Origin of the sequence: Ancylobacter sp. FA202 (assembly GCF_000380205.1) — a bacterium.
GTDB lineage: Bacteria > Pseudomonadota > Alphaproteobacteria > Rhizobiales > Xanthobacteraceae > Ancylobacter.
This window is the reverse complement of the sequence record NZ_KB904818.1, coordinates 1664168-1682456: the sequence shown is the minus strand read 5'-3', so window position 1 is coordinate 1682456 and position 18289 is coordinate 1664168. Positions and strand designations below refer to the sequence as shown.

The window sequence follows — 18289 nt, the reverse complement described above, 5'->3', positions numbered from 1 at the left end:
TATGCGCTAGCCCGGGATCTCCGGCTCCACCAGCCGGGCGAGGTTCTCCAGCGATTGCTGCCAGCCAAGGGTGCAGGCCTCGGGCGGAATGGCGTCCGGTATGCCCGCCTGCTCGATCTCCAGCTCGGTGCCGACGGAAACCTCCTTCAAGCTCACGCTCACCACAATCTCGCCGGGCAGGGCGGGGTCGTCGAAGCGGTCGGTGTAGCGCAGGCTCTTGCCGGGGCTCAGCTCCAGATAGGTGCCGCCGAAGGCATGGCTTGCGCCGGTGGTGAAGTTGCAGAACGCCATGCGGAACGTGCCGCCGACGCGGGCCTCGAGATGGTCCACCGTGCAGGTGAAGCCGTTCGGCGCAATCCACTTCGCCAGCGCGTCCGCTTCGATAAAGGCGCGGTAGACCTTCTCCGGGCGGGTTGCGAGGACGCGGTGCAGGCGTATCGTGCTGGGCATGGCGGGTGAGCCTCCTGATCTGCCGGTGATGCCTCAAGGACGCGCGATCCGGCCCCCCGCCGACAGGGCCGCGAAAATTTTCTCAGTCCCTGTCGGTTTCGTGCCCCGCCCTTCGTCCTCGGGTCGTCGAAGGCAATCAAAGGGAGATCAGCGATGAACGTGCAGGCCTATCTGATGTTCAACGGGCGCACCGAGGAAGCGCTGGCGTTCTACACCCAGGCGATCGGCGCTGAGGTGACGGCGCTGATGCGCTTTGGCGAGGCCCCCGAGCCGCCGCCGCCCGGTATGGTGCCGGACGGCTGGGACGACAAGGTGATGCATGCCAGCTTCCGTGTCGGCGAGGCCGAGCTGATGGCCTCCGATGGCTGCCAGTCGGACGCGGCGGGTTTTGCCGGTGTCTCGCTGGCGCTCTCGGTCGCGACAAGGGAAGAGGCCGAGACGCGGTTCGCCGCCCTGTCCGAGGGCGGGCAGGTGACGATGCCGCTCGGCCCCACCTTCTTCGCCCCGGCCTTCGGCTCGCTGGTCGACCGCTTCGGCGTGTCCTGGCTGGTCGTGGTCGTGACGAGTTGAGCGGAGGGGGCGATGGCACGGCAGGTTTTCGTTCTTGTCGGCACCCGCAAGGGCGCCTTTGTGCTGGAGAGCGACGCGGCGCGGCGCTCCTGGCAGCTGCGCGGCCCGTTCTGCGAGACCTGGCCGACCAATCACGTGGTCGCCGATCCTTTGAGCGGCACGCTCTATGCCGGCGGCGGCAATGAATGGTTCGGCCCGGCGGTGTGGAAATCGACCGATCTCGGCGCCAGCTGGACCCATTCGAGCCAGGGCCTCGCCTATGAGGCCGGGCAGGCGCCGGTGAAATCGGTCTGGAGCCTTGCGGTGGCGGCGGATGGCAGCCTCTATGCCGGGGTCGAGCCGGCCGGGCTGTTCCGCAGCACCGATGGCGGGGAGAGCTGGAGCCACATTGACGGGCTGCAGCAGCACCCGAGCCGACCGGAATGGAACCCCGGCGGCGCCGGGCTGATCCTGCATTCGCTGGTGCTCGACCCGGCCGATCCGAACAAGATCTGGGTCGGCATTTCCGCAGCGGGCGTTTTCGCCAGCGAGGATGGCGGCGCCACCTGGGAGGCGCGCAACCGCGGCACCCGCGCCGACTTTATGCCGGAGGGGCAGAACTATCCCGAATTCGGCCAATGCGTGCACTGCCTGGTCATGGCGCCGGGCGGGCGGGGGCGGCTCTACCAGCAGAACCATTGCGGCATGTACCGCTCCGACGATGGCGGGCGCAGCTGGGAGAGCATCGAGAACGGCTTGCCCTCCTCCTTCGGCTTTCCAGCCGCCGTGCATCCGCGCGACCCGGACGGGCTCTACCTCATCCCGTTGAACGGCGACATCAAGGGCCGCTTCATGCCGGAGGGCAACGCCGCCGTGTGGCGAACGGGGGACGCCGGCGCCAGCTGGCAGGCGAACCGCGCCGGCCTGCCGCAGGGCGGGGCCTATTTCAACGTGCTGCGCCAGGCGATGGCCACCGACACGCTGGAGCCGGCCGGGGTGTATTTCGGCAGCAATGCCGGCGGGCTCTATGCCAGCGCCGACGAGGGCGAGAGCTGGAACTGCGTGGCCCCGCACCTGCCGACCATCACCTCGGTCGAGACGCTGGTGCTGGAGCGGTGACGATGATGGAGGAGGCGGGGGAGAAGATAGACGTGGCGTCCGCCCCCGCCCCCGTCCTCGTGCGCCTGCCGCCGCATCTCGTCGTGCTGTTTCCCGGCGCCGAGCGGCTGGTGCCGCTCCACGCCTCAAGCGTCGCGGAAATGGTGGACGGGCTCGACGCGCTCTGGCCCGGCATGGGCGAGCGCATCTGCGACGAGACGCCGGCGATCCGGCGTCATATCAACGTCTTCGTGGCCGGGCGCCGCGCCGGTCTCAACACCCCGCTCGCCCCCGGCGCGGATGTCTTCGTCATCACCGCAATCAGCGGCGGCTGATTCCTGCCTCACGAAAGGTGCCCATGTTCTACGCCCTGCTTTGCTACCACCAGGAAGACGTCGTCTGCGCCTGGACCAAGGAAGAAGATGACGCGGTGATGCGCAAGCTCGCCGTGGTGCAGGAGCGGCTCGCATCAGCGGGCAAGCTCGGGCCGGTGGCGCGGCTGCTGCCGACCACGGCGGCCACCACGCTGCGCAAGGACCAGGACCCGCCGCTGGTGCTCGACGGCCCCTTCGCCGAAACCAAGGAGCAGCTGCTCGGCTTCTACATTCTCGACTGCGCCGACCTCGAAGAGGCGCTTGGCATCGCCCGCGAGCTCGGCGCCGCCAATCCCGGCGGGTCTTATGAGATCCGCCCGGTCGGCCTGTTCATGGATGGTGGCGCCCGGCCATGATCGAGGAGGCGCGCACGATCGGCATCACGCTCACGGCGGCGCGCCCACAGGCACTCGCGGCGCTGCTGCGCTATTTCCGCGATCTCGACCTCGCCGAGGAAGCCTTTCAGGAGGCGTGCCTGCGGGCGCTGAAGAGCTGGCCGCTGAACGGCCCGCCGCGCGACCCTGCCGCCTGGCTGATTTTTGTCGGCCGCAATGTCGCGCTCGACAGCGTGCGGCGTCGGGCAAAGCAGACGGAACTGCCGCCCGAGGAAGCCTTCTCCGACACCGAGGACGCCGAGGCGGAGGTCGCCGCGCGCATGGATGGCGCGCATTACCGTGACGATGTGCTGCGCCTCCTGTTCATCTGCTGCCATCCCGAACTGCCGGCGACGCAGCAGATCGCGCTCGCGCTGCGCATCGTCTCCGGCCTCTCCGTCGGCCAGATCGCCCGCGCCTTCCTGGTGAGCGAGACAGCGATGGAACAGCGCGTCACCCGCGCCAAGGCGCGCATCGCTCGTGCGCAGGCGGGGGAGAGCGGCGTGCCGTTCGAGCCGCCGGGGCCGGTGGAGCGGGCGGAGCGGCTCGGTGCCGTCGCCGCCATGCTCTACCTCGTCTTCAACGAGGGTTATTCCGCCGCCGGCGACCAGACCGCCGCCCGCGAGCCGCTGTGCGAGGAGGCGATCCGCCTCGCCCGGCTGCTGCTGCGCCTGTTCCCGGCCGAGCCGGAGATCATGGGCCTTGCCGCCCTCATGCTGCTTCAGTACGCCCGCGCCCGCGCCCGCTTCGATGCCGAGGGCGCGGTGATCCTGCTCGATCAGCAGGACCGCACCCGGTGGAACCGGGCGATGATCGGCGAGGGCCTCGCTTTGCTCGACAAGGCGATGCGCCACCGCCGGCCCGGCGCCTATCAGGTGCAGGCGGCGATCGCGGCGCTGCATGCGCGGGCGGAAACGCCCGGGGCCACCGACTGGGCGCAGATCGACCTGCTCTACGGCACGCTGGAAATCCTGCAGCCTTCGCCGGTGGTGACGCTCAACCGCGCAGTGGCGATTTCCAAGCTGCGCGGGCCGGAAGCGGCGCTCGCGATGGTGGAGCCGCTGGGCGACCGGCTGGGCGGCTATTTTCATTATCACGGCCTGCGCGGGGCGCTGCTGCTGCAGCTCGGCCGGACAAGGGAGGCGCGCGAAGGCTTCATGACCGCCATCAGCCTCGCCACCACATCAGCCGAAGCCGCGCATATTCGCAGCCATCTCGACGGGTTGAAGCTTTAACCCGCTGGTTTGCGCCGCCGGGCTAGGCGGGCGGGTGCGAGCTCGATCCAGGCCGGGGCGTGGTCGCTCGCCTTCTCCCAGCCGCGCACGGCACGGTCGACCCCGGCGGCGGTGAGGCGCGGCGCCAGCGTGGGGCTCAGCAAGAGATGATCGAGCCGCAGCCCGGCGTCACGGGCGAAGGCGTGGTGGAGATAGTCCCAAAAGGTGTAGACCCGCTCGCCCGGATGCAGCGCGCGCAGCGCGTCGGTCCAGCCCTGCGCGATGAGCGCATGGAAGGCCTCGCGCACCTCGGGACGGAACAGCGCGTCGTCCACCCAGCGCTCGGGCTTGTACACGTCGAGTTCGGTCGGCATCACATTGTAGTCGCCGGCGAGGATGACAGGCACGTCGAGTGCCAGCAGTTCCGCCGCATGCGCGGCGAGCCGCGCGATCCAGCGCCGCTTGGCGTCGAATTTGGCTCCCGGCGCCGGGTTGCCGTTCGGCAGATACAGGCAGCCGATCAGAAGGCCCTCGACCGCCGCCTCGATATAGCGGGCCTGTTCGTCGTCCGGATCGCCCGGCAACCCCCGCCTTGTCTCGATCGGTTCGCGTCCGCGTGCGAGGATGGCAACGCCGTTCCAGCTTTTCTGGCCATGCCAGATCGCGCCATAGCCGGCCTGCTCGATGGCGCGGATGGGAAAGCGCGCATCGGGTGCTTTCAGTTCCTGCAAGCACACCACATCCGGGCGCGCCTCCTCCAGCCAGCGCAGCAGCACGGCGAGGCGGCCATTGATGCCGTTGACGTTGAAGGTGGCGATCTTCAGGGAGGCTCCGAAAGCCGCACGCATGTCAGCGCCAGCCCTCCAGCACTTCCTCGGCGCGGGCTACCTCGACCTGCTGGCTGAAACGGTTGAGATAGAGTTCCATCAGCGCGTCATGGGTGGCGTCGGAGGAACTGCACAACGCATCCGTGACCAAGATGACGCGGAAACCCCGGTCGATCGCGCCGAGCGCGGTGGCGAGGACGCAGACATCCGTCTCGCCGCCGCTGATCACCAGCGTGTCCACTCTCGCGGGCGCCAGTAGCGCATCGAGCCGCCCCTCGGTCCAGGGCGAATAGACGCTCTTGTCGATAACCCGCGCCGGCGGCACGAATGCCTCCAGCGCCGGCACCAGCCGTGCCGCATCCGGCCCGATTGCCTCGCCCGTGACTGCGGCCCAGCGCTGGTAATAGCGCGCCCAGCCACCCCGCGCCTCGTCGGGCCGCCGCGGCGGAACGAACCGCGTGAACACGGTTCGTTCCGGCTTTTGGGCGCACAGGGACTCCACCAGCGGCAACACCTTCTCCAGCCAGGGCATCGCCCAGGGAAAGCCCGGGCCGAACAGGCGCTGCATGTCAACGCACACATGCAACGTGTTCGCGCCGAGCGGACCGTGCACGAGGCCCCTTGCCGCCATGATGCGCGCCCCTCAGAGCTTGACCACGCCCTCGCGCGCCCACAGGCGGAGCGTGCGGCAGCTCGCGACGAAGGCGTCCACCGAGGCGCCATCCTCCAGCGCGATCAGTCCCTCATCTTCATCCGGGGCGACGCCGGCCTTGGCCATCAGCGGCAGGGCGGCGGCGGTGAAGCCGATGAACTTGCAATGAGCGAAGGCGTCCGCCACGAAGTCGCGCGCCGCCGCCTCGCCCACCAGCCGTTCGGCCCCCTCTTCGGAAAGCAGCAGCGCCACCGCGTCGAACAACACCGAGGGCCCGCCATCGATCATGTGATGGGCGGGCAGCTTGCTGCCGTCGGCGGTCTCCACGCCGCCGACCTTCGGCGCCACCAGCTCCATTGTCGCGCCTTCCGCCGCCAGCGCCGCCTGGAGCGCCGTCAGCAGCGTGCCGTCGCAGCCATTGCTGACCAGCACGCCGACCTTGCGGCCTTTGAAGCTGTTCGGCCCGTTCTGGACGATGCTGAGGGCGGGCGAGGCGGGCAGGTCGTCGCGCGGGGGCACGGCCGCCTCGGCGGGCTTGGGCAGTTTGTCGATGCCGAGCTTGTCGGCCACCGTCGCGCCCAGCGCCTCGTCGATGTTGAGCAGATGCGCCACCATCCGCTCGCGGATGACCACGTCCTCCACCTTGCTCAACTCGAAGGTCAGCGCCATGGCGATGTGCTTCTGCTCCGGCCCGGTCTGGCTGTTGAAGAACTGCCGCGCCTGGCTGTAATGGTCGGCGAAGCTCTCCGGCCGCAGCCGCACCTTCGGCGCCTCGATCTCTTCGGCGAAGGAGCGGAAGCCGCGCGACGGGTCGGGGCGCGGGCCCTCGCCGCGCGAATTGGGCTGGTAGTTGGTGCGCCCCACCGGGTTGCGCATCGCCATGTGCCCGTCCTGCTGGAAATGGGCGAAGGGGCATTTCGGCGCGTTGATCGGGATATGGGTAAAGTTCGGGCTGCCGAGCCGCTTCAACTGGGTGTCGAGATAAGAGAAGTTGCGCCCCTGCAGCAGCGGATCGTTGGAGAAGTCGATGCCCGGCGGCACGTTCTGCGTCATGAACGCCACCTGCTCCGTCTCGGCGAAGAAATTATCCGGCATCCGGTCCAGCACCAGCCGGCCGACCGGCACCGGCTTGATGATCTCCTCGGGGATCAGCTTGGTGGGATCGAGCACGTCGAAATCGAAACTGTCGGCGAAATCCTGGTCGAACAGCTGCACACACAATTCCCATTCCGGGAAATTGCCGGACTGGATCGCCTCCCACAGATCGCGGCGATGGAAATCGGGGTCGGCGCCGTTGATCTTCACCGCCTCGTTCCACACCACCGATTGCAGGCCGAGCTTGGGCTTCCAGATGAACTTGACGAAGGTCGATTCGTCCTTCTCGTTCACGAGGCGGAAAGTGTGGACGCCGAAGCCCTCCATGAAGCGGAAGGAGCGCGGAATCGCCCGGTCGGACATCACCCACATGATCATGTGCATGGATTCCGGGGTCAGCGAGATGAAGTCCCAGAAATTGTCATGCGCCGACTGCGCCTGCGGAAAGGCGCGGTCCGGCTCGGGCTTCACGGCGTGGATGACATCGGGAAACTTGATCGCGTCCTGGATGAAGAACACCGGGATGTTGTTGCCGACGAGGTCCCAATTGCCTTCCTGGGTGTAGATCTTCACCGCGAAGCCGCGCACGTCGCGAGCGAGGTCGAACGAGCCCTTGGAGCCCGCCACCGTCGAGAAGCGCACGAAGGCGGGCGTCTTCTCGCCCGGGCGCTGGAACAGGTCGGCGCGGGTGTATTCGGCCAGCGATTCATAGGTCTCGAAATAACCATGGGCGCCATAGCCGCGCGCATGCACCACGCGCTCGGGAATGCGCTCATGGTCGAAATGGAACATTTTCTCGCGGAAGTGGAAATCCTCGATCAGCGCCGGGCCGCGCGCGCCGACCTTCAGTGTGTTCTGGTCGTCCGCTACCGGGCCGCCTTGCGCGGTGGTCATGACAGGCGTGTCGCCTTGCGCGAACTGGTGCAGCTCGCCGCCATTTCCGCGCGTCAGCGTCTGGTCGTGAATCCTAGCGGCCGCCCCTGCGGCCCCCTTGGTCTTGCGTGCCATCTATCCGTGCTCCCTCGGCGTGCGATCGGTGATCCGGCGTCGCCCCACTAACCGCAGGGGAGGGGTTTCGTTGCCTCGAGGGCGCGTTCGCGGTCCGGATTCGTCGGCGCGGGCCGCCGCGCTTCGCCGGCTACCGGCCAGGGGTATTCGGCGAGGGTCAGGCGAAGCGGCGGCTGAGAAAAGGCGAGCCGCGCAGGCCGAAGCGCCAGGGCGCATCCACCGCTTTGGTGATGCCGATGCGTGGGCCGGCAACGATATCGGGCGTGCCCTCGCGCTCGCGCCATTCAAAGGGTGGGCGGTCAAGCGGCGCGCCGTCAAGGGCGCCTGTTAGGGCGAGCGCCTGGGTGAGCCGGCCGGGGCCGGAGCACAGCCGGGCCGCCCCGCCACGGCGCGCGACCATGCGCTCCAGCCCAGCCAGCGGCGCCAGCGCCCGCACCAGTACGGCGCCATGGCCCTGCGCTACGATGTTGAAGCACCAGTGCAGGCCGTAGGAGCGGTAGACATAGGCATGGAAGGGCGGGCCGAACATTGCCGCATTGCGCGGCGTGGGGCCGGCAAAGCTGTGCGAGGCGGGGTCGTCGCGCCGATAGGCCTCAGTCTCGACGATGACGCCGCCGACCCCGTCGACCAGCAGCGTCATTCCGATCAGACGGGGGGCGAGGGCGAGCGCATCGCCGTCAAACTCGATCATGCCGCGAGACTAGCATGAGGCGGCGGTGGGAGGGGGCGCCCCGCCCCCTCCCTAGGTGCCGGCTGGTCAGAACGGGCTGTCGGGGAAGTAGAACTGCGCGGCGTTCTCCGCCGTGATCAGCGTCGAGCCGATGATGAAGCGGCCATAGACCGGCGTGGCGGAGACGAAGTTCAGCGCCGTGACCTCCAGCGCGGTGGAGATCAGCGCCGGCGGATAGGACACGTCGACCGGGATCTGCGGGTCCTTGTCCATCACCCGCTTGATGATCTGCTTCATGCCGGCGCCGCCGACGATCCACATCTCCTTCTGCCGGCCGGACTGGGCAATGGCCTCCATCACGCCGATCGCCATGTCGTCATCGGCCGCCCACACGGCGTCGATCTTCTTGTGCTTGGACAGGTAGTCCTGCATCACCGAAAACGCCTTGTCGCGGTTCCAGTTGCCGTGCTGCATGTCGAGGATCTCGATCCCCGAGCCCTCGATGGCGATCTTGAAGGCGTCCACGCGCTCATTGTCGAGCGTGGTCGGGATGCCGCGCAGCACCACGATCTTGGCACCGGGCTTCAGGTTGGCCTTGAAATACTCGCCCGAGACGCGACCGAAGGCGGTGTTGTCGCCGGCGACATAGAGGTCCTCGATGCCGGCCTGCGAGAGGCCGCGATCGACCACCGTCACCCATTTGCCGGCATCCTTCACCGCCTTGACCGGGCTGGTCAGCGGCTCGGATTCGAAGGGCAGCACGACAAGCGCGTCGATGTTGCGGGTCGCCACCATGTCCTCGATGTCATTGACCTGCTTGCCGACCGCACCAGCAGTGGCGAGCACGAATTCGAGGTTGGGATAGGTCGCCTTCAGCCGCTTGATGGTGTCCTGCGCGTGCCAGTTCAGCCCGCCCATGAAGCCGTGGGTGGCGGAGGGAATCGAGACGCCGATCACCGCCTTCTTGCCCTGCGCCATGGCGGGCAGGGAGAGCCCGGTGGCGGCGGCCGCGGTGCCAATGGCGGCGGTGGTGAGAAATGTCCTGCGTTCCATTGTGTTTTCCTCCCGTTATTTCCGCTCTCAGGCGGATGATTTGCTGCGCTGGAGAACCACCGCGAGCACGATAATGACGCCCTGGATCGTCCCGTTGAGATAGGGAGAGACGAGGTCCGCCAGAATGAGGATGTTGTCGATCAGGCTGAGGATCAGCACGCCGATCACCGTGCCCCAGACCCGGCCATAGCCGCCCTTCAGCGCCGTGCCGCCGATGATGACGGCGGCGATCGCCTCCAGTTCCCACAGCATGCCGGTGGAACCCGAGGCCGAGCCGAGGCGCGGCACATACATGATGGTGGCCAGCCCGACGAGCAGGCCGAGCAGCACATAGGTCATCAGCCTTATGCGCTCGACATTCACCGCCGAATACAGCGCCACCTTGTCGTTGGAGCCGATGGCTTCGCAGTAGCGGCCAAAGCGCGTATGGCGCATCGCCACCTGCCCGGCGATGGCCACCACAGCGAAGACGAGGATCGGCCAGGCGATGCCGAACAGGCCGGAATAATAGACCGGCCGGTAAAGCTGGCGAACGCCGAAATCCAGGCTGATCGTGCCGCCATCGGCCAGCCACGTCACCAGCGAGCGGAAGATGCCCATGGTGCCGAGCGTGACGATGAACGGCTCGATCCGCGCCTTCGTCACCAATAGCCCGTTGCCGAGCCCGGCCAGCAGCCCGGCCCCGAGCGCGATGCCCATGCCGGCGAGAATCAGCGGCACGCCGACGCCCATCGAGGGCAGCAGCGCGTTCATGGCGAGGATCATCACTCCGGCGATGAACGCCGCCATCGAGCCGACCGAGAGATCGAGCCCGCCTGACGTGATGACGAAGGTCATCCCCACCGCGATCATGCCGATGAAGGCGGAGCGGGCCAGCACATTGGTGACATTGCCGGCGGAGAGAAAATTCTCGTTGAGATAGGCCCCCAGCGCCACCAGCAGGATCAGCGCCAGCAGCGGGCCGAGCGCCGACAGGCCCGGCAGGCGCGCCGCGAGCGAAGGCCGCGCGGTGTCGGCGCGCGCGAGGTCGGCGCGCGTGGAGTCAGAGCGCGTGGAGTCAGACATGCGAGGCGCTCCCTGAGGCCTGTTCGTTGGTGCCCATCACCAGGCGCACCACGGCGTTTTCGGTGAGGCGTTCGCCCTCCAGCTCGCCGGCGATCCGGCCATGGCGCATCACCAGCACCCGGTCGGACAGGCCGAGAATCTCCGGCATGTCGGAAGAGATGACGATGACGCTGCGCCCCTCGGCGGCCAGCGCGTCGATGAAGGCGTAGATCTGGCTCTTGGTGCCGACATCGATGCCGCGCGTCGGCTCGTCGATGATGACGACTTCGGGGTCGCCGAGCATGGTCTTGGCCAGCAGCAGCTTCTGCTGGTTGCCGCCGGAGAGGTTGCCTACCTTCATGTCGCGGCGCGGGGCGCGGATGTCGAAATCGCTGATCGCCCGGGTCAGCGCCGCCTCCTCGCGCCCGGCATCGATGAAGGGCGTGCCGAAGCGGGCCAGCGTCGAAAGCGTGAGGTTCACCGCAAGGTTCTTGTCGAGCAGCAGCCCGTGCTCCTTCCGGTCCTCGGTGAGATAGGCCATGCCGCAGGCGGCGGCCTCGCGCACCGAGCCGACCTTGACCGGCACGCCGTGGCGCAGGATTTCGCCGCTGGCGGGGCGCAGGCCCACCAGCCCCTCGGCGAGTTCCGTGCGACCGGAACCGACCAGGCCTGAGATGCCCAGCACCTCGCCGCGCCGCAGGGAGAAGGAAATGTCCTTCACCAGCGGCGGCACGGAAAAGCTCTTCACCTCCAGCGCCACCGCGCCGGCATGGTGGCGCTTGGCCGGGTAGATATCCTCCAGCTTGCGCCCGACCATGGCGGTGGCCATGCCGTCCTCGGTCAGCTCGCCGCGCCCGGCCCTGCGCACCACCGCGCCGTCGCGCAGCACGGTGACGCGGTCGGCCAGGCGGGTGATCTCCTCCAGCCGGTGCGAGGTGTAGAGCAGCGCCACGCCCTGCGCCCGCAGCCGCTCGATCTGGCGGAAAAGCACCTCCACCTCTTTATGGGTGAGCACGGCGGAAGGCTCGTCCATAACAAGCACCCGCGCCTTGCGGGCCAGCGCCTTGGCGATTTCCACCATCTGCCGGTCGGAGACGGGCAGGTCGCGGATGCGCGCCTCCGGGCGGATCGGGCTGTCGAGCTCGTCGAGCAGCGCCTGCGTGCCCGCCCGCATCGCGCGGTGGTCGAGGAAGATCCCGCCGAGTTCCCGCCCGAGCCAGATGTTCTCGCTCACCGTGAGGTCGGGGGCGAGGTTGAACTCCTGATGGATCACCACCACACCCAGCGCCTCGGCCTGCGCCCCGGTCGCATAGGGCGCCGGCTTGCCGTCGAGCCGCACCGCGCCGGAGGAGGGGGCGAGAAAGCCGCCGAGGATCTTCATGATCGTCGACTTGCCGGCGCCGTTCTCGCCGATCAGCGCGTGCACTTCCCCCGCGTGGAGCGCGAAGTCGATGCCGTGCAGGATCTCGATCGGCCCGAAGCTCTTGCGCACATCGACGAGTTCGAGCACCGGGGCGGCCGCGCGCTCCGGGGCGGCGCTCACAGCGTCACCCAGCCGGCATTGCGGCGCGAGGACTGCACGCAGGCCTCGACGAAGCGCATCCCCGCCAGCCCGTCCGCCAGTGTCGGGAACAGCACGCCCTCTGGCGCCGCCTCACCCTTCTGATGGGCGCGGATGGCGCGCGCCGCCTCGGCATAGATGTTGGCGAAGCCTTCCAGATACCCCTCGGGATGGCCGGGCGGAATGCGCGAGACGCGCCCCGCCTCCGGCCCCGCCCCGGCGCCGTTGCGGGTGATGCGGCGCCTCGGTTCGCCGAAGGGGGTGAACCAGAGATAGTTCGGGTCCTCCTGCGCCCATTCCAGCCCGCCCTTGTCGCCATAGATGCGCAGGCGCAGGCCGTTCTCATTGCCCGGCGCCACCTGGCTCGCCCACAGCATGCCGCGCGCCCCGCCTTCAAAGCGCAGCAGCACATGGGCGTTGTCATCCAGCGCCCGGCCCGGCACGAAAGTCTGGAGGTCCGCCGCCAGCGCTTCCGCCGTCAGGCCGGAGACGAAGCCGGCGAGGTTGTAGGCATGGGTGCCGATATCGCCGGTCGCCCCGCCCGCGCCCGAGCGTTCCGGGTCGGTGCGCCATTCCGCCTGCTTGGAGCCGGATTTCTCCGCCGCTTCGGTCAGCCAGTCCTGCACATATTCCACCTGCACCAGCCGGACGCGGCCGATCTCGCCCGCCGCCACCATGGCGCGTGCCTGTCGGATCATCGGGTAGCCGGTGTAGTTGTGGGTCAGCACGAACAGCGCCTTGGCCTGCTCCGCGACTTTGGCGAGCTTCTTCGCTTCCGCCATGGTCGCGGTCAGCGGCTTGTCGCAGATGACGTGGATGCCGCGCTTGAGGAATTCGATCGCCGGGCCGGCATGCCTATGGTTCGGCGTGACGATCGCCACCGCCTCGATGCCGTCCTTGCGCCGCGCCTCGGCTTTCGCCATGGCGAGGTAGTCGTCATAGGCGCGCGGGATTCCCAGCGCCTCGCCCGAGGCGCGGGATTTCTCCGGAGTGGAGGACAGCGCGCCGGCAATGAGCGTGAATTCGCCGTCGAGCCGCGCGGCGATGCGGTGTACGGCGCCGATGAAGGCGCCCGAGCCGCCGCCCACCATGCCGAGCCGCAGCGGTCGGGTTGGGACAGGGCCGCTCATCGGTCCAGCCCCAACAAAGCGCGATTGGCGGCGCGGTCGGTGGCGCCGGCGGCGAAGTCGTCAAACGCCTTCTCGGTGACGCGGATGATGTGGTTCTTGACGAACTGCGCCCCCTCGCGCGCGCCGTCCTCGGGGTGCTTGAGGCAGCATTCCCACTCCACCACCGCCCAGCCGTCGAAATCCATCGCGGCGAATTTCGAGAAGATGGCGCCGAAATCGACCTGCCCGTCGCCGGGGCTGCGGAAGCGCCCGGCGCGCTTCAGCCAGGGCTGGTAGCCGCCATAGACGCCCTTGCGGCCGGTCGGGTTGAACTCGGCATCCTTCACATGGAACATGCCGATGCGCTCGGCATAGATGTCGAGATGGTCGAGATAGTCGAGCTGCTGCAGCACATAGTGCGAGGGGTCGTAGAGCATCTTGGCGCGGGGGTGGTTGTCCACACGCTCCAGGAACATCTCGAACGTGTCGCCGTCGTGCAAATCCTCGCCGGGGTGGATCTCGAAGCAGAGATCGACGCCGCACTCATCGGCGAAGTCGAGCAGCGGCCGCCAGCGGCGCGCCAGCTCGTCGAACGCCTCTTCCACCAGCCCGGCCGGGCGCTGTGGCCAGGGATAGACATAGGGCCAGGCCAGCGCGCCTGAGAACGTCACCATGGCGGTGAGGCCCAGATGCTTGGAGGCGGTGAGCGCCTTTTTCATCTGGTCGACCGCCCATTCCTGCCGCGCGGCCGGGTTGCCGCGCACCTGCGGTGCCGCGAAACCGTCGAACATCGCGTCATAGGCGGGATGCACCGCTACCAGCTGGCCCTGCAGATGGGTGGAGAGCTCGGTGACGACCACGCCGTTCTGCGATCCCTGCCCGGCCCATTGCGCGCACCAGTCGCGCGAGGCGGCGGCCTGGTCGAGATCGAGGATGCGTGGGTCGTTGGTCGGCACCTGCACGCCTTCATAGCCGCATTCGGCGGCCCAGCGTGTGATGGTGTGCCAGCTGTCGAAGGGCGCGTCTGCGCCGATGAACTGGGCCAGAAACAGGCCCGGCCCCTTGATGGTCCGCATGGTTTCCTCCCGACCGGCGTGCCGGCCAACCGTTGATTTTTGTAATCGGTTGCATTCAGCCTAGCGGAGGCTTGTAATCGATTGCAAGAGGGTGTGGCCGGGAATGCCGCAACGGTAGCGCGAGCGGATTGCCAGAGAGCCCCCGGCGCGTCTATGGAGGGGCCCATGCAGCACCAGAGACCGAAGATCGTGGACGTGGCGCGGCTCGCCGGCGTTTCCACCGCGACGGTCAGCCGCGTGCTCTCAAATCCCGACGTGGTAAGCGCCGAGACGCGCCGCAGCGTCGAGGAGGCGATCCGCCAGACCGGCTACCGGCTGAACCACGCCGCGCGCAATTTGCGCCACCGGCGCACCGGCGGGGTGGTGGCGCTGGTGCCGAACCTGTCCAACCCGTTCTTCTCGCAGATCCTCGCCGGCATGGCGGCGGTGCTCGCCGGGGCGGGCTATAATCTGCTGATCGCCGACACCTGCGCCATGGGCGGGGAAACTCTGCTCGGCTATGCCGAGCCGAGCCGTGCCGACGGGCTGATCGTGCTCGACGGCACGCTGCCGGCGGAAGGCCTCAAGCGCCGGGTGCCGATCGTGCTGGCCTGCGAGTGGATACCGGGCATCGAAGCGCCGCGGGTGAAGATCGACAACCGTGCGGCGGCGCGGGTCGCGGTCGGCCATCTCGCCGATCTCGGCCACACGCGCATCGGCCATGTGATGGGGCCGCCGGGCAATGTGCTGAGCGAGGCGCGGCTCGCCGGCACCGAGCAGGCGCTGGCGGCGCGCGGCCTGCCGCCGCCCCTCGTGCTTCCCGGCGATTTCAGCCTCGATTCCGGCCGCGTCGCCGGTGCGGCCTGGCTCGCTTTGCCGGCGGAGCAGCGTCCCACGGCGATGTTCCTCGCCAGCGACGCCATGGCCTGCGGCTTCATCGGCGAGGTGCAGCATCGCGGCCTCGCCGTGCCGCGCGACGTCTCGGTGATGGGGTTCGACGATATCGAGCTGGTCTCGCATATGACGCCGGCGCTCTCCACCATCCGCCAGCCGCGCGAGGCGATCGGCCGCCGGGCGGCGCAGTGCCTGCTGGCGATGATCGGCGGCGAGGCGCTGGAGGGCGACATCGTGCTTCCCACCGAGCTGGTGCTGCGCGCCAGCACCGCTCCTCCCGTTACCGCCCCTGCCATAAAGAGCCGCGCGGCCGGCCCGGCGCGCTTGTGAGCGCGGCGGAATCCGGGCTATCGCAAGGGAAAGTACAGCGCGGAGGAGGGCAAAGGCGAGGTGAGCGCGAGCGTGACGCGATCGGCGGCGAACAGTCCCACGGCGCGGCGTGGCCGCCCGCGCAGGCCGGGTGCCGGACGGCGCCTCGCCCCTGTTCTCGCGCTGGCCGCCGGCCCGCTGCTCGCCGCCGCGCCGGCGGGCGCGATCTATCTCAACGATGTCGATGCCGCGGCCGTGGGCGGCGTGCAGAACTGGTACGACAGCGAAAACCGCTTCGCCAATGTCGTCGCGCTCTCGATCGACGGCCAGTCGATCTGCACCGGCACGCTGATCAATTCGCGCACCGTGCTCACCGCCGGCCATTGCGCGCTGAGCGCGGAGACGGGCGCGGTGCTCAGCTGGTTCAATGAGGTGGAGGTCCGCTTCTCGCCGGACTCGACCCTCGCCAACCCGAACGACCGCGCCCTCAGCGGCGTCGCGGTCAATCCCGCCTATGTGCCGGAAGGCTTTTCGTCCAGCGATGTCGCCCTCATCTCGCTGGCGCAACCGGTCGCCGGCGTCGCGCCGGTGACGCTCGCCACCTCGCCGGACCAGATGCCGGGCCTTGGCGACGTGGTCTTCCTCGCCGGCTATGGCCAGATCGGCACCGGGACGGAGAACGATCTCGGCTATGACGACCGGCGCCGCGCCGTCACCAGCACGCTGGGGCAGGTCACGGTGTTGCCCGACGGCCGCCTTCAGATCTCCGTCCAGTTTCGCAACCCGCTGAGCCCGGACGATCCCAATGAATTCGGCGTCGAGGCCCCGGTGCCTGCCTGGCAGGGCGGCACCTCCTTCGGCGACAGCGGCGGGCCCCTGTTCATGATCGGCCCGGACGGCGGGTTGATCCAGCTCGGGGTCAATTTCACCGCCGGCTTTGCCGATCCAGACAGGCCCGGCGAATACCTGTTCACCTACGGCTCACCGTCCAATTACGGCGCCGTCGCCGACCACGCCGACTGGCTCGCCGCCGCCAACCCGCTGCGCACCACGACAGCCGCCGCCGGCGCCTTCGCCTGGAGCGACGCCTCTCGCTGGACCGACACGCTCGGCCGCCACGAGACGCCGGACAATGCGGATGGCGACTTCGCCGGCTATGGAACGCTCGGCCGCTATTATGAGGTGACGCTTGCCAACGCCGCGCAGATCCGCCTCGACCTCTCGCCCACCATCGACCGCCTCACCCTGGCGCATCCGGCGGCGCGGCTGGACATTGCCGCCGGCACGCAGCTGGACGTGCTGCTCGACACCGCGCTGGCCGGCGGAAGCCTCGCCATTGGCGGCACGCTGGCGACGGGCGGCCTGCTGCAATTTGGCGGCGTCGTCTCCGGCACCGGAACCCTCCGCGCGGCCTCGGGCTATGTCCAGGCCGGCGGCACGCTGGCGCCGGGCGCGGCTGGCGCGCTCGGCACGCTCACGCTCGCCGGCGATTATGCGGCGGGGGAAGCGGCGCGGCTGAATGTGCGGCTCGGCGCGGCGGGCGCCGACCTTCTTGACGTGAGCGGCACTGCCCGTCTCGACGGCACGCTCGCCTATGGCCTGTTCGATCCCGCACCCTTTGGCAGCTACACCGTGCTGGTGGCGGGCGAGGGTATCGAGGGCGCGTTCGCCACCCTTGCGGGTCCGTCCTCTGCCTTCGCTACGGTCACGGCGATCACAGGCGAAAATGACGTGGCGCTCAGGGTCGCGAAGTCGCGCGCCTTCGCCTCCGCCGGCGCCACCCCCAACCAGCGCGCCGTCGGCGTGGCGCTTGATCGGATGGACCCTGACGATCCTCTGGTCGCCTCCGCCGCGTGGCTGCCAAGCCTCGCGGCGGCGCGCGGCGCCTTCGATCGGCTCTCCGGCGAGGGCTATGCGTCTGTGCAAACCGTTCTGCTGCAGGACAGCCGCTTCGCCCGCGCGGCGGCGCTGGACCGACTGCGCACGGCCGCCGGCGCGGGCGCGGGGCGGGCGCAGGTGGTGAGCTTCGCCGATGACGGCACCCGGCTCGTCGAACCCGCGCCCGGCACCGGCACCGATTTCTGGCTGCAGGGCTTCGGCGCCTTTGGCGATAGCGCCGCCACCCCGGCCAGCGCCGGGCTGTCGCGCGACATTGGCGGCTTCCACGCCGGCCTCGACCGGCTTTTTCTCGATGTCTGGCGGATCGGCGCGTTCGGCGGCTACAGCCACAGCTCCATCGGGGCCGGTGCGCTCGCCGCCTCCTACGGCGTCGACAGCTACACGCTCGGTCTCTATGGCGGGCGCAGCTGGGGCCCGCTCGCGCTGCGGCTTGGCGGCGCCTATGGCTGGAACGAGGTTTCTGCCCGCCGCAGCCTCGTTCTGCCGGGGCTGGCCGAAACCCTGACCGCCGATATCAGCGCCGGCACCGGCCAGATTTTCGGCGAGATCGCTTATGGGCTCGCGCTCCCCGCCGCGACGCTGGAGCCCTTCGCCAGCCTCGCCTATGTCGCGCTGGAGGGCGATGGTTTCCGCGAGGCCGGCGGCAGCGCCGCGTTGGCCTCGCCCGGGCTCGACGCCAGCGCCAGTTTTGGCACGCTCGGCGCGCGGCTGTCCCTGCCGCTGGGCGAACAGGCGTCTCTCCGCCTGCGCCTCGATGCCTCCGCCGCGTGGCAGCATGTTTGGGGCGACGCATTGCCCGCGCTCGCCGTCGGTTTCGCCGGCGGGCCGGGCTTTACCACCACAGGCGCGCCGCTGGCGCGGAATACGGCGCTGCTGGAGGCGGGGCTGACCGCGCAGGCCGGCGACAGGCTGCATCTGGGCGTGCAGTACACCGGCCAGTTCGGCGAGGGGTGGCGCGACAATGGCGTTGAGGCCAGCGTGCGGGTCAGCTTCTGACCCTCGCCCGCCTCGGCCCGGCAGCGATACGCGATTGACCGCACCGGAAATCTCTCGC

At 69.0% G+C, this 18289-nt stretch carries 17 protein-coding genes; 7 read left to right on the top strand and 10 right to left on the bottom strand.

Translation table 11 applies throughout. The annotated features are described in order from the left end of the window. Positions 1 to 6: 6 nt before the first annotated feature. Positions 7 to 450 (bottom strand): SRPBCC family protein, encoded by a 444-nt coding sequence (locus tag A3M1_RS0107645; RefSeq protein WP_018388370.1) that lies wholly within the window; start codon positions 448 to 450, stop codon positions 7 to 9. A gap of 153 nt (positions 451 to 603) precedes the next feature. Here A3M1_RS0107645 and A3M1_RS0107640 point away from each other — a divergent pair, with 153 nt between their 5' ends. From A3M1_RS0107640 to A3M1_RS0107620, 5 genes are read left to right on the top strand one after another with little or no spacing between them, the layout of a single operon-like run. Further along, on the top strand, positions 604 to 1020 hold the full coding sequence (locus A3M1_RS0107640; RefSeq protein ID WP_018388369.1) for a VOC family protein: 417 nt from the start codon (positions 604 to 606) through the stop codon (positions 1018 to 1020). A 12-nt stretch (positions 1021 to 1032) separates the two neighbouring features. After that, positions 1033 to 2118 (top strand): sialidase family protein, encoded by a 1086-nt coding sequence (locus tag A3M1_RS0107635; protein WP_018388368.1) that lies wholly within the window; start codon positions 1033 to 1035, stop codon positions 2116 to 2118. A 2-nt stretch (positions 2119 to 2120) separates the two neighbouring features. Next, on the top strand, positions 2121 to 2432 hold the full coding sequence (locus A3M1_RS0107630; RefSeq protein ID WP_018388367.1) for a sulfur transfer protein: 312 nt from the start codon (positions 2121 to 2123) through the stop codon (positions 2430 to 2432). 23 nt (positions 2433 to 2455) lie between these two features. Next, entirely contained in the window at positions 2456 to 2827 is a 372-nt protein-coding gene (locus tag A3M1_RS0107625; RefSeq protein WP_018388366.1) for a YciI family protein, read from the top strand. Then, a complete protein-coding gene (locus A3M1_RS0107620) occupies positions 2824 to 4080 on the top strand; it encodes an RNA polymerase sigma factor (RefSeq protein ID WP_018388365.1) in 1257 nt (418 codons plus the stop codon). The genes A3M1_RS0107625 and A3M1_RS0107620 overlap by 4 nt, the downstream gene beginning before the upstream one ends. Here A3M1_RS0107620 and xth read toward each other — a convergent pair. The 9 genes from xth to A3M1_RS0107575 all read right to left on the bottom strand — a co-directional run bounded on the left by xth (position 4077) and on the right by A3M1_RS0107575 (position 14154). Next, a complete protein-coding gene (gene xth, locus A3M1_RS0107615; protein ID WP_026221204.1) occupies positions 4077 to 4883 on the bottom strand; it encodes an exodeoxyribonuclease III in 807 nt (268 codons plus the stop codon). The genes A3M1_RS0107620 and xth overlap by 4 nt on opposite strands. Positions 4884 to 4908: 25 nt before the next feature. Next, positions 4909 to 5517, bottom strand: a complete 609-nt coding sequence (locus A3M1_RS0107610; RefSeq protein WP_026291373.1) for a cysteine hydrolase family protein — start codon at positions 5515 to 5517, stop codon at positions 4909 to 4911. Between the two features lie 12 nt (positions 5518 to 5529). After that, the gene (locus A3M1_RS0107605) at positions 5530 to 7641 is read right to left on the bottom strand and encodes a catalase (protein ID WP_018388362.1); all 2112 of its coding nucleotides are present in this window, start codon (positions 7639 to 7641) and stop codon (positions 5530 to 5532) included. 157 nt (positions 7642 to 7798) lie between these two features. Continuing rightward, entirely contained in the window at positions 7799 to 8332 is a 534-nt protein-coding gene (locus A3M1_RS0107600) for a DNA-3-methyladenine glycosylase (protein ID WP_018388361.1), read from the bottom strand. Between the two features lie 66 nt (positions 8333 to 8398). Then, complete coding sequence (locus A3M1_RS0107595; protein ID WP_018388360.1) at positions 8399 to 9364, bottom strand: ABC transporter substrate-binding protein; 966 nt, start codon at positions 9362 to 9364, stop codon at positions 8399 to 8401. A gap of 27 nt (positions 9365 to 9391) precedes the next feature. Next, positions 9392 to 10429, bottom strand: a complete 1038-nt coding sequence (locus A3M1_RS0107590; RefSeq protein ID WP_018388359.1) for an ABC transporter permease — start codon at positions 10427 to 10429, stop codon at positions 9392 to 9394. Further along, positions 10422 to 11951 (bottom strand): sugar ABC transporter ATP-binding protein, encoded by a 1530-nt coding sequence (locus A3M1_RS0107585; RefSeq protein WP_018388358.1) that lies wholly within the window; start codon positions 11949 to 11951, stop codon positions 10422 to 10424. Before A3M1_RS0107585 ends, A3M1_RS0107590 begins: the two co-directional genes overlap by 8 nt. Continuing rightward, complete coding sequence (locus tag A3M1_RS0107580; RefSeq protein WP_198291121.1) at positions 11948 to 13099, bottom strand: Gfo/Idh/MocA family protein; 1152 nt, start codon at positions 13097 to 13099, stop codon at positions 11948 to 11950. Before A3M1_RS0107580 ends, A3M1_RS0107585 begins: the two co-directional genes overlap by 4 nt. After that, complete coding sequence (locus A3M1_RS0107575; protein WP_018388356.1) at positions 13096 to 14154, bottom strand: sugar phosphate isomerase/epimerase; 1059 nt, start codon at positions 14152 to 14154, stop codon at positions 13096 to 13098. The genes A3M1_RS0107580 and A3M1_RS0107575 overlap by 4 nt, the downstream gene beginning before the upstream one ends. Before the next feature lie 165 nt (positions 14155 to 14319). Here A3M1_RS0107575 and A3M1_RS0107570 point away from each other — a divergent pair, with 165 nt between their 5' ends. Together A3M1_RS0107570 and A3M1_RS0107565 are read left to right on the top strand one after the other, a co-directional pair. Further along, positions 14320 to 15357 carry a LacI family DNA-binding transcriptional regulator gene (locus A3M1_RS0107570; RefSeq protein ID WP_018388355.1) on the top strand — a complete coding sequence of 346 codons (1038 nt, stop codon included), beginning with the start codon at positions 14320 to 14322 and terminating at the stop codon, positions 15355 to 15357. A 72-nt stretch (positions 15358 to 15429) separates the two neighbouring features. Then, positions 15430 to 18231, top strand: coding sequence for an autotransporter domain-containing protein (locus tag A3M1_RS0107565; RefSeq protein WP_245261605.1), 2802 nt, complete (start codon positions 15430 to 15432; stop codon positions 18229 to 18231). Positions 18232 to 18289 lie beyond the last annotated feature (58 nt).

Bases quoted from the DNA above. Each gene is read 5' to 3' on its own strand.
- A3M1_RS0107625 (WP_018388366.1), top strand. From the start codon at position 2,456: ATGTTCTACGCCCTGCTTTGCTACCACCAGGAAGACGTCGTCTGCGCC.
- A3M1_RS0107595 (WP_018388360.1), bottom strand. From the start codon at position 9,364: ATGGAACGCAGGACATTTCTCACCACCGCCGCCATTGGCACCGCGGCC.
- A3M1_RS0107590 (WP_018388359.1), bottom strand. From the start codon at position 10,429: ATGTCTGACTCCACGCGCTCTGACTCCACGCGCGCCGACCTCGCGCGC.
- A3M1_RS0107640 (WP_018388369.1), top strand. From the start codon at position 604: ATGAACGTGCAGGCCTATCTGATGTTCAACGGGCGCACCGAGGAAGCG.
- A3M1_RS0107570 (WP_018388355.1), top strand. From the start codon at position 14,320: ATGCAGCACCAGAGACCGAAGATCGTGGACGTGGCGCGGCTCGCCGGC.
- A3M1_RS0107605 (WP_018388362.1), bottom strand. From the start codon at position 7,641: ATGGCACGCAAGACCAAGGGGGCCGCAGGGGCGGCCGCTAGGATTCAC.
- A3M1_RS0107575 (WP_018388356.1), bottom strand. From the start codon at position 14,154: ATGCGGACCATCAAGGGGCCGGGCCTGTTTCTGGCCCAGTTCATCGGC.
- A3M1_RS0107580 (WP_198291121.1), bottom strand. From the start codon at position 13,099: ATGAGCGGCCCTGTCCCAACCCGACCGCTGCGGCTCGGCATGGTGGGC.
- A3M1_RS0107620 (WP_018388365.1), top strand. From the start codon at position 2,824: ATGATCGAGGAGGCGCGCACGATCGGCATCACGCTCACGGCGGCGCGC.
- A3M1_RS0107635 (WP_018388368.1), top strand. From the start codon at position 1,033: ATGGCACGGCAGGTTTTCGTTCTTGTCGGCACCCGCAAGGGCGCCTTT.
- A3M1_RS0107610 (WP_026291373.1), bottom strand. From the start codon at position 5,517: ATGGCGGCAAGGGGCCTCGTGCACGGTCCGCTCGGCGCGAACACGTTG.
- A3M1_RS0107630 (WP_018388367.1), top strand. From the start codon at position 2,121: ATGATGGAGGAGGCGGGGGAGAAGATAGACGTGGCGTCCGCCCCCGCC.
- A3M1_RS0107600 (WP_018388361.1), bottom strand. From the start codon at position 8,332: ATGATCGAGTTTGACGGCGATGCGCTCGCCCTCGCCCCCCGTCTGATC.
- A3M1_RS0107645 (WP_018388370.1), bottom strand. From the start codon at position 450: ATGCCCAGCACGATACGCCTGCACCGCGTCCTCGCAACCCGCCCGGAG.